This window comes from Sphingomonas sp. Leaf38, from assembly GCF_001421825.1.
Taxonomy (GTDB): domain Bacteria; phylum Pseudomonadota; class Alphaproteobacteria; order Sphingomonadales; family Sphingomonadaceae; genus Sphingomonas.
In genome coordinates this window covers 1,393,041-1,408,782 of the sequence record NZ_LMLD01000011.1, presented here as the reverse complement: position 1 = coordinate 1,408,782, position 15,742 = coordinate 1,393,041, and the positions used below count along the sequence as shown (strand labels likewise).

Annotated in this window: 15 protein-coding genes; 12 read left to right on the top strand and 3 right to left on the bottom strand. The window is 66.1% G+C overall.

The annotated features are described in order from the left end of the window. Positions 1-56: 56 nt before the first annotated feature. From ASE88_RS13860 to ASE88_RS13850, 3 genes are all read left to right on the top strand, one after another. Positions 57-773, top strand: a complete 717-nt coding sequence (locus ASE88_RS13860; protein ID WP_056478613.1) for an NTP transferase domain-containing protein — start codon at positions 57-59, stop codon at positions 771-773. After that, positions 770-1,900 carry a hypothetical protein gene (locus ASE88_RS13855; protein ID WP_056478611.1) on the top strand — a complete coding sequence of 377 codons (1,131 nt, stop codon included), beginning with the start codon at positions 770-772 and terminating at the stop codon, positions 1,898-1,900. Before ASE88_RS13860 ends, ASE88_RS13855 begins: the two co-directional genes overlap by 4 nt. Before the next feature lie 183 nt (positions 1,901-2,083). Beyond that, positions 2,084-3,202, top strand: coding sequence for a CDP-alcohol phosphatidyltransferase family protein (locus ASE88_RS13850; RefSeq protein WP_056478609.1), 1,119 nt, complete (start codon positions 2,084-2,086; stop codon positions 3,200-3,202). 93 nt (positions 3,203-3,295) lie between these two features. Here the strand turns inward: ASE88_RS13850 and asnB are convergent, their stop codons facing one another. Further along, positions 3,296-5,245 carry an asparagine synthase (glutamine-hydrolyzing) gene (gene asnB / locus ASE88_RS13845; RefSeq protein WP_235527948.1) on the bottom strand — a complete coding sequence of 650 codons (1,950 nt, stop codon included), beginning with the start codon at positions 5,243-5,245 and terminating at the stop codon, positions 3,296-3,298. A gap of 114 nt (positions 5,246-5,359) precedes the next feature. On the opposite strand from asnB, the gene ASE88_RS13840 reads away from it, so the two are divergent. The 8 genes from ASE88_RS13840 to ASE88_RS13805 all read left to right on the top strand — a co-directional run bounded on the left by ASE88_RS13840 (position 5,360) and on the right by ASE88_RS13805 (position 12,751). After that, the gene (locus ASE88_RS13840; RefSeq protein ID WP_156357031.1) at positions 5,360-6,712 is read left to right on the top strand and encodes a lipopolysaccharide biosynthesis protein; all 1,353 of its coding nucleotides are present in this window, start codon (positions 5,360-5,362) and stop codon (positions 6,710-6,712) included. A gap of 101 nt (positions 6,713-6,813) precedes the next feature. Further along, positions 6,814-7,275: a DUF2141 domain-containing protein gene (locus ASE88_RS13835; protein ID WP_055878244.1), complete on the top strand. Its 462-nt coding sequence runs from the start codon at positions 6,814-6,816 to the stop codon at positions 7,273-7,275. Positions 7,276-7,480: 205 nt separating this feature from the next. Beyond that, positions 7,481-8,455: a diacylglycerol/lipid kinase family protein gene (locus tag ASE88_RS13830; protein ID WP_162233422.1), complete on the top strand. Its 975-nt coding sequence runs from the start codon at positions 7,481-7,483 to the stop codon at positions 8,453-8,455. Next, positions 8,452-9,357 (top strand): hypothetical protein, encoded by a 906-nt coding sequence (locus tag ASE88_RS13825; RefSeq protein WP_056478600.1) that lies wholly within the window; start codon positions 8,452-8,454, stop codon positions 9,355-9,357. The genes ASE88_RS13830 and ASE88_RS13825 overlap by 4 nt, the downstream gene beginning before the upstream one ends. Next, on the top strand, positions 9,354-10,109 hold the full coding sequence (locus ASE88_RS13820; protein ID WP_056478598.1) for a nucleotidyltransferase family protein: 756 nt from the start codon (positions 9,354-9,356) through the stop codon (positions 10,107-10,109). The genes ASE88_RS13825 and ASE88_RS13820 overlap by 4 nt, the downstream gene beginning before the upstream one ends. A gap of 101 nt (positions 10,110-10,210) precedes the next feature. After that, on the top strand, positions 10,211-10,993 hold the full coding sequence (gene dapB, locus ASE88_RS13815) for a 4-hydroxy-tetrahydrodipicolinate reductase (protein ID WP_055878848.1): 783 nt from the start codon (positions 10,211-10,213) through the stop codon (positions 10,991-10,993). Between the two features lie 4 nt (positions 10,994-10,997). Further along, entirely contained in the window at positions 10,998-11,669 is a 672-nt protein-coding gene (gene nth / locus ASE88_RS13810) for an endonuclease III (protein ID WP_056478596.1), read from the top strand. A 386-nt stretch (positions 11,670-12,055) separates the two neighbouring features. Then, a complete protein-coding gene (locus ASE88_RS13805; RefSeq protein ID WP_156357030.1) occupies positions 12,056-12,751 on the top strand; it encodes a replication protein A in 696 nt (231 codons plus the stop codon). A 329-nt stretch (positions 12,752-13,080) separates the two neighbouring features. On the opposite strand, the gene ASE88_RS13800 is transcribed toward ASE88_RS13805, so the two are convergent. Further along, on the bottom strand, positions 13,081-14,061 hold the full coding sequence (locus tag ASE88_RS13800; RefSeq protein ID WP_156357059.1) for an NAD-dependent epimerase/dehydratase family protein: 981 nt from the start codon (positions 14,059-14,061) through the stop codon (positions 13,081-13,083). A gap of 87 nt (positions 14,062-14,148) precedes the next feature. Here ASE88_RS13800 and ASE88_RS13795 point away from each other — a divergent pair, with 87 nt between their 5' ends. Next, positions 14,149-15,042, top strand: coding sequence for a LysR family transcriptional regulator (locus tag ASE88_RS13795; RefSeq protein ID WP_056478587.1), 894 nt, complete (start codon positions 14,149-14,151; stop codon positions 15,040-15,042). A 127-nt stretch (positions 15,043-15,169) separates the two neighbouring features. On the opposite strand, the gene ASE88_RS13790 is transcribed toward ASE88_RS13795, so the two are convergent. After that, on the bottom strand, positions 15,170-15,661 hold the full coding sequence (locus ASE88_RS13790) for a DUF4262 domain-containing protein (RefSeq protein WP_235525671.1): 492 nt from the start codon (positions 15,659-15,661) through the stop codon (positions 15,170-15,172). Between the last annotated feature and the right edge of the window lie 81 nt (positions 15,662-15,742).

Sequence of the window (15,742 nt, the reverse complement as noted above, 5' to 3'; positions counted from 1 at the left end):
GAGAACGGCGCGCAACTGCATTTTCCTGCCACACTTGCCGCGTAGAGGCGCACCCCATGAAGGCCATCATCCTCGCCGCGGGCCACGGATCGCGGTTGCTGCCCCTGACGCTGACCACGCCCAAATGCCTGGTCGAGGTCGGCGGACGCGCGATCCTTGATCACCAGCTCGACGCGGTCGCCGCCGCGGGCTTCGATGGCGCGGTGATCATCGGCGGCTACCGGATCGACCAGATCGACGCGCATCTGGGCGCACAGGACGGCGGCCTGCCGACCGAGCTCGTCTTCAACCCGTTCTGGTCGAGCGCGAACAGCATCGGCAGCGCCTGGGCGGCGCGCGCCTATCTCGACGCGCCGTTCGCCCTGATGAACGGCGATACGGTGTTCGACCCGACGATCCTGCACACCGCGCTTGGCGGCGACACGGCGGGCGTGGCGCTGCTCGTCGAGCCGCTGGTCGACGCCGGGCTCGACGACATGCTGGTCGAGGCCGACGGGACCCGCGTGATCGCAGTCGGCAAGCACCTCGTCGGGCATGAGGCGACCGATCGCTCGCTCGGGCTGATCGTGTCGCACGGCGGCGGCGCCTATGCCGAGGCGTTGCGCGCGGTCATCGGCGAGGAGAACGGCATCCACGCCTATCACCACGCCGTCGTCGCGCGCGTCGCGCAGGGGCCTGGCGTGACGGCGGTGCGGATCGCGACCGCCGCGCACTGGCAGGAGATCGACCGGCCCGAGGATATCGCGCTGTGGGAACGCGATCACCGGCCATGACCAGCGCCCCTCCCAGAGGCAAGGTCGCGTTCCTGTTTCTCGGCGAGACGCTGCTGATCCCGCATCTCTATCCGATCGTCGAGGCGCTCGCCGCCACCTCAGACGTGCCGATCGACCTGTGGGTGAGCACCTCGGTCCATGAGAACCTCCTGACCCGGTGGACGGCCCCCTTTTCCAGCGTGCGTATCCGCCGCGTGCCGGGCTTCCGCCGCGTCGCCGACGACGGCACGGGGCGCAATCCCGTGCTGCCGGCCAAGATCCCGATGCTGGTGCGGCTGCTCCCCTATCTCCGCAGCGCACGCGTCGTGGTGTGCGCCGAGCAGACGAGCCTCTGGCTTCCCAGGCTGTTTCCGATGCGCGCGAAGTTCGTGAAGACCTCGCACGGCGTCGGCTCGATGAGCGCACGCGACGACCCACGCCGGCGCGCGGCAGCGTTGACGCTGGTGCCGAGCCAGCGGGAGCGTCAGACCTATCTCGATCGCGGGTTCGCGCCCGACCGGTTCGTCGCGACCGGCTATGTGAAGGCAGATTTCACGCACCGCACGCACGCCGCGCCGCCGTTCGCGGATACGCGGCCGGTGGTGCTGTACACGCCGCACTGGCAACAGCATCGCTCGTCCTGGTGGCGCTGGGGGGCGGAGGTCGTGCGGCGGATCGTCGCGGACGGGCGCTACAATCTGATCTTCGCGCCGCATCAGCGCCTGGTCGAGAAGGCGCCCGAGGTGGCCGACCTGATGCGCGAGATCGGCGGCTTGCCGCACGTGCACTGCGACATTGACGGCTTCGCGATGGTCGACGGGAGTTATACCGGCGTCGCGGACGTCTATCTCGGCGACACGTCCAGCCAGGTGATCGAGTTCCTGATGCGGCCGCGGCCTTGCGTGTTTCTGAATGCCGGCGGCGTCGCGTGGGAGGGGGATCCGAACTACGCGATGTGGGCGTGCGGCGAGGTGGTCGGTGACGTCGCGGAGGTCGTGACGGCCCTCGATCGTGCCGCGTTGCTCCACGCCGAGTATGCGGCAATTCAGGCGGAGTTCGCCGGCGGGTCGCTCGGCGCGGTCGAGGGCGGCGCGGTGCGGGCTGCGCGGGAAGTCGTACGCGTGTTGGAAGCGAAGCCAGTTCGATAAACCCCACCACCCCCGGCGAAGGCCGGGGTCCAATTGGGGGACGATGCTGACAAGGGACCGCGCGAAGTTGCTCCGGCCGTCCCAATTGGGCCCCGGCCTCCGCTGGGGTGGTGACCTGGGGAAGCGTGGCTCTCGCGAACTCCCCCTCTCGCTTTCAGGACCAGATCGGCTAACGGGTGCGGCATGGTAGATTCTACAGCCCCCACGCCAGCGCTCCGCACCGTCCGGACGAACGACACGCTGCTCTGGGGCATGACCAATGCCGAGCGGATCCGGCGGATCGGCGTCGCGCAGGGGTTGCCGGAAGATGATGGCGACGGCCCCGTCATTCTCGCCAACCTCGCCTATGCGTTCGATCCGGTGTGGATTGCGCATCTGAAGTCGCGGCCCGGTACGGTCGTCACACGCACCGGCGTCCCCGTTCTCGCGCATGTCCGCGACGCCGACGAGCGCGCGCGGATGACCGCGGCGATGCTCGGCGAGGCGCCGCTGGTGAGCGGCCTCACGGTGATCGCCACCGAAGCCGAGGACGGGATCCTTAACGAGTCATTGCGCAAGCGAGAACGCCCGTTTGCCGAACTGCTGACTCCGCCCGCGGTGCCGGCGATCGAGCGCGCGAGCTATGTCGGCGCCTATAAGGGCGTCACCGATCTGCTCACCAAATATCTGTGGCCCGAATGGGCGCTGGCGATCACGCGGGTCTGCGCGCGCGCCGGGATCACGCCAAACCAAGTGACCGCGCTCGGATCGGTGCTGTGCATCGTGGCGACCGTGGCGTTCTGGTATGGCTGGTTCTGGACGGGCCTTGCCACGGGACTGTTCTTCATGGTGCTCGACACCGTCGACGGGAAGCTCGCGCGGTGCACGATCACGTCGTCGAAGCTCGGCAATGCGTGGGATCACGGCGTTGACCTGGTCCACCCGCCCTTCTGGTGGTGGGCCTGGGCGGCGGGGTGCGCGCCCTATGGGCGGCCGCTCGACGACCAGATGTTCTGGGCGGTGATCGGGACGATGCTGTTCGGCTATGTCGCGCAGCGGCTGATCGAGGGGGCGTTCATTGTCCGGTTCGGGATGCACATCCACGTCTGGGAGCGGTTCGACAGCTGGTTCCGACTGATCACCGCGCGGCGCAATCCGAACATGGTGATTTTGTTCGCGGGGTTGCTGGTGATGCGGCCCGACTGGGGGATCATTGGCGTGGCGGCCTGGACCGCAATCTCGCTGGTGGTGCATCTGGTGCGGCTGGTGCAGGCGATGGCGCGCAAGGCCAAGGGTGAGACGCTGGTGAGCTGGCTGGCATAGGCATCGCCCCGTCATCCTGACGAAAGTCAGGATCCAGGGTCACAAAGGTGGACGTCCGTGGCTCTGGGTCCTGACTTTCGTCAGGATGACGATCTAGAGTATGCCGAGCGCAACGGCCTTGGGCCGGCCGATCCACCAAAGGCAGTAGATCGCCAGCGCGTACAGGAAGCGGCTGTAATCCCGCTTCCCCGCCCGGTGATCCGCGAACACCTTGTCGACCGCGCCCGTGCGCCACATCCCCTGCTCGCGCACGCCGCTGTCGCGCCAGAGTTGCTCCGCATAGGCGCCGAAATCGCCCGCGAACCACGCAGCGAGCGGCATCTGGAACCCCTGCTTGCGCCGGTCGAGGATCCCTACGGGCAGCCACGGCGCGATCGCCTGACGGATCACGTATTTGCCGACCTTGCCGTGCAGCTTCATGTCCGCGGGCATGGACAGCGCGAGGTCGACCATCCCCTGCCCCAGCATCGGCACGCGCACCTCGAGCGAGTGCGCCATGCTCGCGCGGTCGACCTTGGTCAGCATCGCGCCGGGCAGGTTGAGCGCGAGATCCGCCAGCCCGAACTGCTCGAGCGTGTCGGCCGAGATCGCGGCGGGATCAGGGAAATATTCCGCGACCAGCGCGGCGATTCCGCCCTCTTCCTCGGCGATGAACTCGGCCGAAAAGATTTCGCGGCGGAAGGCTTCGTTCGTGATCTGCGTCTTGGCGAAGAACCGCGCGACGCCGTTCGGGAGCGCGGCGCTACCGGTGGTTTTCCGCCAGCGCTGCAACACCGCATTGGCATGCCGCGACGGCAAGGTCGGCACCGCGTCGAGCGCCCGCGCGAGCTTGCGTAACGGTGCTGGCAAGGCACCGATCCGGCGTTCGGTCGCATGCCGCTTGTAGCCGAAGAACAGCTCGTCGCCGCCATCGCCCGACAGCGCGACCTTCACCTCCTGCGCGGCGATCTGGCTGACATACCAGGTCGGCACCGCGGATGGATCGGCGAACGGCTCGTCATAGCAATGCTGGACCTCGGGCAGCATCGCCTGCGCATCCGCCAGTTCGAGCGTGCGCGTGACATGGTTGCAACCGAGATGCCGCGCGATCGCCTCGGCATGTGGCGATTCGTCGAAGCGCGGATCGGGGAAGCCGATTGTGAACGTGCGCACCGGGCGATCCGAAACCTGCGCCATCGCCGCGACCACCGCGGACGAGTCGACACCGCCCGACAGGAACGCGCCGACATCGACGTCCGCGACCATCTGCTTGCCGATCGTGTCGAGCCATTGGTCGCGGAATTGCTCGATCCACCGCGCCTCGGACCGCGGCTCGGCCGGATGATAGGCAGGCGTCCAATAGGCGCGCATCGCCGGGGGACCGCTCGCCTCGACGGTCATCACATGCCCCGGCGGCAGCGTGCGGACCTGCGCGTAGATCGAGCGCGGCGTACGGACATGCCCGAAGCTGAAATAATCGTGGAGCGCGCGGGCGTCGACGTCGAACGCCATCCCCGGCAGCAAGGTCAGCGTCTTGAGTTCGGAGCCGAACGCGAACCCGGCCGCCTGGTCGGTATAATAAAGCGGCTTGATACCGACGGGATCGCGCGCAAGCGTCAGTCGCCGGGCGTGCATGTCCCACACGGCGACCGCGAACATGCCGTCGAGCTTCGTCCAGACATCGTCGCCCCAGCGTTCGTAGCCGGCGAGGATGACCTCGGTATCGCCCGCGCTCTCGAACACCCGCCCTAGTGCCTGCAACTCGCGTCGCAAGTCGCGGAAATTGTAGATCTCGCCGTTGAAGACCAGCGCATAGCGGCCGTCGGGCGAGTGGAACGGCTGATGCCCGCCTTCGATGTCGATGATGCTCAGCCGGCGCATCCCGAAGCCGAAGTCGCCATCGGTCATCACGCCCTGGTCGTCGGGACCGCGGTGCAGGATCGCGTCGCACTGCGCGGTGATCAGGGGTGCGGTGACGAGGCGGGGCGAAACGGCACCGCCACCCCGCGCGTAAAGGCCGGCAATTCCGCAGATGACGAACGATCCCTCGCATGACGGCGGCACTGTCGCCCGATCGCGCGCGGTCTAGGGGCCGCCTCCGGTTTTGTCACCTCTGCGCCCCCCGCCGCCCCGCGCACCTTGCCGCACCCACGATCGCGCTCTAGGGGCCGGTCGCAGATGGTTCAGGACCCCGCTCCTTCTCCGGCTCCGGCGGATGCACCGGCACGTGCGGGCACGACCGGGATTTTCCGGGCGGCGGCGCGCAACCTCGGCTGGCTGCTCGCCAGTCGCAGCGTTCTGGCGATCCTGTCGCTCTTTTATCTCGGGTTTGCGACGCGCACGCTCGGCGTGGTCGATTTCGGCCGGTTCGCGCTGATCTCAGGCGCGGCGCAGGCGCTAACGACGTTCGTCGGATTCCAGACGTGGCAGATCATCGTCCAGTACGGCGTCGGTCCGATCCAGCAGGGCGACGCGCCGCGGCTTGCGCGCCTGCTTCGGTTGTCAGCAATCCTGGACCTGTGCAGCGCGCTGGTCGGGGCTGCGCTGACCGTCGCGATCCTGTTCGCGTGGAGCGACGGGTTCGGCATTCCGCCCGACCTGATGCGCGACACGCTGATGTTCGCGGTCGTGCAGCTGATCACGATCCGCTCGACCCCGCTCGGGATCCTGCGGCTGCGCGACAAATTCTCGTTGTCCGCGCTCGCCGACAGCATGACGCCGATCATGCGGTTCGTCGGTGCAGGCGCGGCGATGCTGTTCGAACCGACGATCCGCGGCTTCATGATCGCCTGGGCGGTCGCCGAGATCGTCACCGCGGCGACCTATTGGATCATGGTCGCGAAAAGCGGTGACCTGCGACTGCTCGCACGCGGTCGGGGGCGTTGGCAGCAGGTCCGCGACGAGAACCCCGGCATCGTCCGGTTCGCGCTCAGCACCAACGCCAGCGCGACGCTGGGCCTGTCGAGCAAGCAGATCCCGCTGCTGCTGGTCGGCGCGTCGATCGGCCCCGCCGCAGCGGGCGCCTTTCGCCTCGCGACGCAGCTTGCACAAGCGCTTGCCAAACTGTCGCAGATGCTGTCGCGCGCCGCGTTTCCAGAAATCGTCCGCGCGGTGCGGACTGCCGAGCCCTCGCGCCTGCGCCGCATTTTGGTGCGGACCATGCTTGCCAGCACCGCGGCGGCGTTGGTCATCCTCGCGATCGTCGCGCTGGTCGGCGAACCGATCCTGAAGCTGGTGGGCGGCAAGTCGTTCGGCGGTGCGTATCCGGTCTTGCTGTGGCTCGCGGCCGCGGGCTGTTTTGATCTCGCCACCGTCAGCCTCGACACGGTGATGACCGCACTGCACCGCGCCGGCACGGTGTTTGCGATTCGTGCGGTCGGGGTCGCATTGATGTTCGTCGCGGCTTTTGCGCTGATGCCCGCCTACGGATCGGCCGGTATCGCCGCTTCGGTCGCTGCCGGATCGGTTGCGGTTGCGATCCTGCTGGGGTTTGCGGCCGCACATATGACCCGGACGCCGGGACGAGCATAGCCTCCACGGAGCGACCGACGTTTGCGATAAACGCCTCGTTCACGTCGCAAATGTCATCTGCGCGCCGCTCTATCGCCACTATTTTGGGGCTTAGTCGGTCAATGAACTACGGATTTCTTTTCGCGCTCGGCGCGGCGACCGCGCTTGCGCCGGTCCAGGCGCACGCCGCCGAAACCTGCGAAGGCACGCCGGGCGGCGGCAATGCCAAGCTGATTTTGGAGGCAACGACGCTGCGCAACAATGCGGGGGAGGTCGCGTTTGCGATCTATCCCGACGACAAGTCACGATTTTTGGCAAAGGGTGCGAAGGTCGGGCGTGCTCGCGTGTCGGCGGCCAGCCCGCGCGCCTGCTTCTGGATGAAGCCGGGTCACTATGCGGTCGCGCAATATCACGACGAGAATGGCGACCATAAGTTCAACCGAACGCTGTTCGTGCCGAAAGAGGGCTTCGGCTTTTCCAACGACGCGCCGACTTCGATCGGGCTGCCGTCGTTCGACGCGGTTCGCACCGCCCTTCCCGCATCCGGCGCCGTCGTACGGATGAAGATGCGGTATCGCCGATAAGTCTCGTACCGGCTGCGACCGACGCGCAACGGAAATCTAACTGACACAAAATTGTAGCGGTTCTGCGCCGTGACGGGTATCCTATATCGTGGCCGATGCTGTTTCGAACTTTCATGCCTTTGGCGGGCACCCGCTTTCGCCGTCGGCACCGCCGGCCTGGCTGCCTGACGGCTTGTTCGATCCGGCAGTATCCGAAAGGCATGGCGTGAGCCCACGCGACGCCGCCGCCAAGATCCGTACCGGTATAATCTGCAACCCCAAGAGCCATCGCAATCGCAGCAGCGTCGAGGCGACCAAGCCGTTCCTGTCGGGAACCGTGCTGGCCGTAACGCCGCGGACCCAGGCCGAATTGGCCGAGGTGCTGACCGGTTTCGCGCGGCACGGTATTGAACTGCTGGTGATCGATGGCGGCGACGGGACGATCCGCGATGTCATGACCGCCGCCGCGCGCGTGTGGACCGGCGCGGCACCGCGCGTCGCGATCGTGCCCTCGGGCAAGACCAACGCGCTCGCGCTCGACCTTGGCATTCCCGATACGTGGACGCTCGATCAGGCGCTTGCCGCGGCACGGGGTGGTAACCTCAAGACCCGCAGCCCGATTGAAATCGTTCGAAAGGACTCGGGCACGCGCCTCCACGGATTTCTGTTCGGTGCCGGTGCGTTTGTCGATGCGACCGCCCTAGCGCAGCGGACGCACCGTGCGGGCGCGTTCAACGGCGTCGCGGTCGGGCTCGCCTTGTGCTGGGCGATACTGCAGACGCTGTTCGGTGGTGTGAACAGTGCGTGGCGTGCCGGCAGCCGGATGCGGCTCCGCTTCGAGTCACGCGGTGACGAGGGCGTTCATGCCGCGGGCAGAAACACGGACACCGATCGTGCGCGCTATATCCTGCTCGCCTCGACACTGAAGCGAATGCCGATCGGGATCCGCCCGTTCGGCGTGCCACGCGCCGGGTTGAAGACCTTGGTCGTCGATGCGCCGCCACGCTGGCTCGCGGCGGCAGCGCCACTGATCGTAACCGGTTCGCCCGCCGCCTGGCTTGACCGCGCCGGCTACCACCGGATCGACTCGCCAAGCTTCGACTTGTCGATCGAATCGGGCTTCATCCTCGATGGCGAAGTCTATCCCGGTGGCGACCTCATCGTCCGCGAGGCGCGCGCGCTCCGCTTCGTCGTCCCGTGATCACGCTCGGCGACGTCGTCCGCCGTCAGCTCCATGTTCCGACGATCCCCGCAGTCCGCGATCTCGCGGCGTTGCTGGCGGACGCTCCGGGGGTCGTGGCGGTGCTGTTCTACGGCTCGAACCTGCGTACCGGGGCGACCGAAGGCGTGCTCGATTTCTACGTGCTGACCGCGGGCCCTCCCGAACGGGGGATCTGGCCGACGGTTAGCTACCGCGAGGTCGATCGGCACGGCGAGATGCTGCGCGCCAAGATCGCGACGATGCGACTGGCGACGTTTGCGAACGCTGCCGCGGCGCGGACGCTCGACACGACGATATGGACTCGTTTCGTGCAGCCCTCCGCACTGGTCTGGGTGCGCGATCAGGCTACCGCAACGCTGGTAGCCAACGCGATCGGCGACGCGGCCAGGTCGGCCGCGCGGTTCGCCGCTGCGCTGGGGCCCGCAACCGGCACCGCAGACGACTATTGGCGCGCGCTGTTTCGCCAGACCTACGCGGTCGAACTCCGCGTCGAACGCAAGGGCCGCGAGGGACAGATTCTCGCCTTCGACCCGTCGCGCTATGTCGAACTTCTCCCGCTTGCCTGGACCGCCGACGGCATCGCGTTCCGCGACGAGGCAGGCAAGTTGAGCCCCGACCTTGCCCCTGCACGGCGGCGCACGCTGCTCCACGCCTGGAACCGCCGACGCCGAGCCGGCAAACCCCTCAATGTCGCGCGACTGGTCCGCGCGGCGTTCACCTTCGACGGGGCTGCGCGCTACGGCGTATGGAAGGTCGAGCGGCACACCGGGATCGTCGTGCCGTTGACGCCGTGGCGCGAGAAGCATCCGATCCTCGCGGCGCCCGGCGTATTCTGGCGGGTCTGGCGTGCGCGGGCGCAGGCCGGTGCCAAGACGGTATGAACACAGGATTCAACGCGCTGATCCTCGCCGGATCGCGCGGCGGGAGCGATCCGGTCGCAGACTATGCCGGGGTGTCGCACAAGGCGCTGATCGTCCTCGATGACCAGACCTTGCTCGCGCGGGTCGCGCAGGCGTTGCGCGCGGCGGGCGCGACGCAGATCGCGGTCTCGGTGTCCGACGACGCCGTCCGCGCCGCCGCGATCATGCTCGGCCTCACCGTCCTGACCGCGGCATCCGGTCCCAGCCACAGCGTCCGTGACGGGATCGCAGCGCTCGGGGCGCCGCTGCTCGTCACCACGGCGGATCATGCGCTGCTCCGCCCCGAATGGATCACGCGCTTCCTCGCCGACGTCCCCGCGGACGCAGACGTCGCTGCCTTGCTCGCGCGCCGGGACGTGATCGAGGCGGCCGCCCCCGGCACGCGCCGCACCTATCTCCGCTTTGCCGACGGCGCATGGTCGGGATGCAACCTGTTCCACTTCGCCACGCCGCGCGCGGTCGCCGCGCTTGATCTGTGGGCGCAGGTCGAGGCGGATCGCAAACGGCCATGGCGGATCGTCCGTCGACTCGGGATCGGCACGCTGCTCCGCTATATGTCCGGCCGCCTGACGCTGGTCGCTGCGCTGGCGCATCTGGGACGGCTCGCCAACCTGAAGGCTGCCGCAGTCGCCAGCCCGTTCGGCCTCGCTGCGGTCGACGTCGACAAGCCTGATGACCTCGACCTCGTCCGCGACCTGCTCGCGCACGGCTGAGGTTCCTGCGCTGCGACCTTGCGCGGCATGTTCATGGACAAATTGCCTCGGGCTATCGTTCGCCCCTGTCCCCAAACCGCCGCTTGGTGCAAAGCGCTGTGATGCAGACGCCCGCACCGGCCACCGCGCCGCACCCCGCCCCGCACGTCAGCGGCACGCCTTCGATCGGCATCTATGGTAGCGCCGGACGGATGGGCCGCGCGATCGTCGACGCGATCGAGGCCGCCGGCGCATCGCTCGCCGGTGGGGTCGATGCGGGCGAAGATCCCACTCCGCTCGCCCGCGCCGCCGATGTTCTGGTCGATTTCTCGACCCACTCCGCGGTCGAGGCGCACCTCGCGGCCGCGCGTTCGACTGGTACCGCTATCGTCATCGGCACGACGGGGCTGTCGCCGCAGCATCAGTCGATGATCGACGCCGCGGCGCGGGATATCGCCATCCTCCAGACCGGCAACACCTCGCTCGGCGTGACGCTGCTCGGGATCCTCGTTCGCGAGGCAGCCGCGCGGCTTGGCCCGGACTGGGACGTCGAGATCGTCGAGATGCACCACCGGCACAAGGTCGATGCGCCCTCGGGCACCGCGCTCCTGCTTGGCGACGCCGCCGCCAAGGGCCGCGGATCGTCGCTCGCCGAACTCCGAGTCGACAGCCGCGCGGGGCTTGTCGGCGCGCGCACCGAGGGCACGATCGGCTTCGCGTCGTTACGTGGCGGATCGGTGATCGGCGATCACAGCGTGATCTTCGCGACCGAAGGCGAGCGGATCGAACTCAACCACCGCGGCGACGATCGCTCGATCTTCGCGCGGGGTGCGGTCCGCGCGGCGATCTGGCTCGCGGCGCAGCCTGCCGGTCGCTACCGGATGGGCGACGTGCTCGGGCTGTAACGCGGTGAAAAAGGCCGACGTCCTCGAGTTTTACGCGCGTCTGGCCGAGGCCGACCCGCATCCCGAGACCGAACTCGAATTCGTCAATCCGTACACGCTGGTCGTCGCGGTCGCGCTGTCCGCGCAAGCCACCGATATCGGCGTCAACAAGGCCACGCGTGCGCTGTTTCGCGAGGTCGACTCGCCCGAGAAGATGGTCACGCTCGGGCTCGACGAGTTGAAGCGCCACATCAAGACGATCGGCCTGTTCAACACCAAGGCGAAGAACGTCATCGCACTCTCGCAGATGCTGATCGACGACTATGGCGGCGTCGTCCCCAACGATCGCGCAGCGCTCGAGCGGCTGCCCGGTGTCGGCCGAAAAACCGCCAACGTCGTCCTCAACGTCGCATTCGGCGCGGAGACGTTCGCGGTCGACACGCACATCTTCCGCGTCGGCAACCGCACCGGCCTGGCGCGCGGCAAGACCCCGCTCGCGGTCGAACTCAAGCTCGACAAGGCGACGCCGCAGCCGTTCCGCCTCCATGCGCATCACTGGCTGATCCTGCACGGCCGTTACGTGTGCAAGGCGCGGACACCCGAATGCTGGCGGTGCATCGTCAGCGACCTCTGCGCGTTCAAGCCCAAGACGCCGCCGCCAAAGATCAAGTCCGGGGCGGCCGTCGGCGAACCCTGAGTAATTTCACCCCGACCTGGCACGACGCTGATTGCAAGCTGGGCCTGATCCAGACGGTGCGCGAACTCAAGTAGGCATCTGTCCATCGTCGACCGCGCGACACGTTCGCGCGCGCCTGCCCTTTTCAGACATCGCAGGCTGGCCGATAACAAGCAGCGTGAGACGCACCAAATAACCGCGATCCTTCCGGGGGGGCGCCTTTTTAAGTCTTTGCCTTCAGTGTCTGCGGCCGACCGCGGGGAGATTGCGCGAGGTGCGTCATCGGAGAGGTCTGGTGCACCCGACTGGTCTCCAATAACTGCACCAAATCAATACGTTGGATTGGCTAACCTACAAGATACCGACCGCGCAAACCTGCGGATCTCCGACAAACTGGCTAACCGGTCGTGAGCAACATTGCCCGCTCGTTTAGCGAGGTTACGACCGGTATCCGTGACCGCGCACGCTCAAACTCACCAGTACGCCGCAACAGCTACAATGCCGGCGGATCGGAGGTGTCGCTATGGCGAACGCACAACACATTTCCAAAGACAGAGCATAACGCGCGGATGCGCGCGGCCGAGGCGTTCGAGCACCAAAGGAAGCTACCGGGGAAGCGCAACGGCGCGCTCGGCGCGATCGGGCTCGAAGTGCTGCGCTGCCTGTTGCGCCTGCGCGGCCGTAAGGACGGCCGGCTCGATCCGACCTATCAATGGATAGCGGACAAGATACATCGGTCGCGCAGCGCCGTAGGCGAGGCGCTCGACAGGCTGAAGGCGTGCGGCTTCCTCGACTGGATCCGGCGCTGCGTTCCGATCGAGAATGCTGAGCCTGACGAGCAGCAGAGCGAGCAGATCGCCAACGCCTTTATCCTGCTGCAACCGCCAACGGTGCGGGAGTGCGTCCGCCGCATGCTTCGTAAGCCTAGCGAGTTCGTCCGCGATGTTGCCGAGAAACTCGCACGCCAGAAGAAGCTGGACACCGCGACGGTCGACGACGTGATCGCCGAGGTCCAAAGCCCCGAGCTGCGCGCCATCCTCGCTCGCGTCCGCGCTTCCGTTGATAGTGCAAATCCGCCGAGCGGTCACACAGAGGCCCTGTAAGACTTAAAGATAAGTGGAACGCCTATGGCGTACGCAGTTTGAAGCTCCACCAAGCCCCGACGGCCCCGAACCCAGCGGGCTCAACGTCCAGCAACCGCTGGCGAGCGTGCCGGCTTGCGCCGTCCCGTGCATCCTGGGAAGGATGCGCAAATTCAGTGCCATTTCACCCATCCACGTCGACCATGTTGCGATACCCCCTAAGCGGAATCGATGGGATGGGAAGGAAAGCGGACCGGCAGCTATTGGGGAGGCAGATGGCGTTAGCGGACGTTCCCAGCGCGGCCGCCCTTTCCCGAAAAGGATCGAGTTTTGGGAAAGTTTTAGCATTATCAAAGCCCGCTGGCATTGTTCATTTGAGAACTTGGAAGGCACCCTATGGCACTTAGCGTCGTACGCACCGCGTCATCGAGAGGCGTGCGGGGCTCCGAGCCGAGCGTCGCCAGCAGGCGAGCATTGTCCAGACGAACCGGGTCGCGCCACAGGTAGCGCATTTCCACAAGCTCACGCGGGGTGGCGGCGAACAGTCCTGCGATCTTCAACAGCCACCAGGGAAGCTGCCCAACCGGCATGGTTGGATCGCCCAACACCCGCACAATCGCGTTCGTCATCGTCGTGCCGGTCGCATCCCAGTGACCATCCATGTGGAAGGTGTCGAACGGTGCCAGCGAGGCTTCCTCGACGAGGCGGACCATAGTCTCAGCGACGTCCGGCAGATAGGCCCATTGATGACCCACTCCCCGTGCACCGGGATTATGGATGATCGTCGGACGCGTACCGGGCTTCACCAATCCCTGACTAAACCAGTTGTTGGCGGCGCCGGGTCCGAAGAAATCGCCCGCTCGCACGATCAACGACGTTAGATCGCCGGCCTCAGCGGCATCGCGAAGGCGAAGTTCCATCTCGGCACGGATCGCGCCCTTGCGCGTCCGGGGTCGCTGCGGCGCCTGCTCGCCAATGACCGGGAATGCGTCGGGTCCGTAATTGTAGACGGTTCCAGGAAGGAGAAGTCGTGCACCGGCTGCGCTAGCCGCAGAGATGCTGTTGTCGAGCATCGGCAGGACCAGCTGGCGCCAGTTGCGATAGCCGGGCGGGTTGACCGCATGCACCATCAACTCAGTCCCTATCGCGGCCTTGGCGACCGCAGCCGCATCCAAGGCATCGCCGATGACCGGTAGTACGCCTGCAGAAAGACGCTTTGCACCGCCGTCGCGGACCATCCCGCGGACGGACCAGCCCGATTGTATCAGCCGGCGCGCTACCGCGCCTCCGATCCCACCCGTTGCGCCCAGCACTAAAGCCGTTCGTGTCATTACCGCCTCCATATTGCTGCCGGAAGATGGAGCAGAGGCGATCACCACGGAATTGACGAAAAACGGCGCATAGGTATACGATAATGAATGAACACAGGGCCGAGCTGGGATCTGTATCGGACGTTCGCCGCAGTGATGCGGACGGGCTCTATGTCGGGCGCGGCACGTCTGCTAGGACTCACCCAGCCCAGCGTAGCACGCCATGTCGAGACGCTGGAACAGGCGGTTGGCGGCACGCTATTCCTAAGGTCGCAGCGCGGACTATCGCCTACCGATCGCGCCTTGTCCCTGCGCCCGTTCGCCGACGAACTCGTCAAGACGACGGATGCGTTGCTGCGCGCAGCTTCGGCAGCGGACGACGAGGTCGCCGGCACAGTCCGCGTGACGGCGGCCGAGGTGTTCGCGGCCGAGCATCTGCCACCGCTGCTGGCGCAACTGCGCCGCAAACATCCGGCGTTGTCGATCGAGGTGGCACCTACAGACGCAGTCACCAACTTGCTTCAGCGCGAAGCGGATATCGCGCTGCGCATGACCGATCCGACCCAGCACGCCCTGATTGCACGCCGGCTTGGCAAGGTGACGCTCGGGCTGTTCGCGCGGCAGGATTATCTGGAACGCCGAGGTAGACCGGCCGATGTGGTCAGCCTCGCTGCCCACGACCTGATCGGTATGGATACGCTATCGACTACCGGCCAGGCGGTCATGGGGATGCTTCCGCGAGTGAGCCATGCCGACTTCGCCATGCGTGTCGACAGCAATCTGGTCCAGCTTGCCATGCTGCGCGCTGGCTTCGGCATCGGGATATGTCAGACCATGATCGCTGCACGGGACGATGGACTGGTCCGCGTCTTACCCGAGGCATTCAGTCTCGACCTTCCGCTTTGGCTCGTGATGCATGAGGACCTTCGGACCAGCCGCAGGTGTCGAGCGGTGTTCGATACATTGGCATCTGGCCTCTCGGACTTTGCAATTTTGGGCTGATCAATCTGAATTCCGCAAAAACGACAACGCTTGTTTCGTTCCCGATTGGGATCGAATTTTGGGAATGGCCGGGATGGGAAGGATAGCGGACCGGCGGCTTTTGAGGCCAGTTCGATGGAAAGCGGACTCACGGTGTAAGCGCTGACTCCCAACCATTTTCTGTCAAGTCGATCTGGTCGGCTGCGAAAGCTGTGTCGAACCCTTGCTCCCATGGGAAAACGCCACTCCGATCCGGCCAGACAATTTGAAGGCAGGGGAACTCGTCGCCGCCGTAAAACCATCGGCTCCAGCCCAAGTGATCGCGGTAGAACCGCTTCGCCACCGGAAATGCATAGGCAAGAAGATTTTCGAATGCTCTATCGGTTGGCTCACCCACTGGTAGCGGCAATCCTGCCTTAGCCTCTCGGAACAACTCCCAGAACACGTCATGAGCCATCTCACGCTTCATGCCGAACATGATCAACTCTGGCTGACCTGTGTTCACCCATAACCCCGTGGTAAATGAGAAGCCCGGCCCTTCGACGTCGCCAAACACTGCGGTGTCGAACCAGCCATGCTCTCGGACCTTGGCTATAAACGCTCGCTCGGGATCATCCAGTGCCTCAGGCGGCGCGTTCATGGCTGTTCGCATGAGCGGTAGCTAACCCTCCTAATGAACGTCCGCAATCAGGAAGCGCAACAGCCACTCCGAATGCCTTGT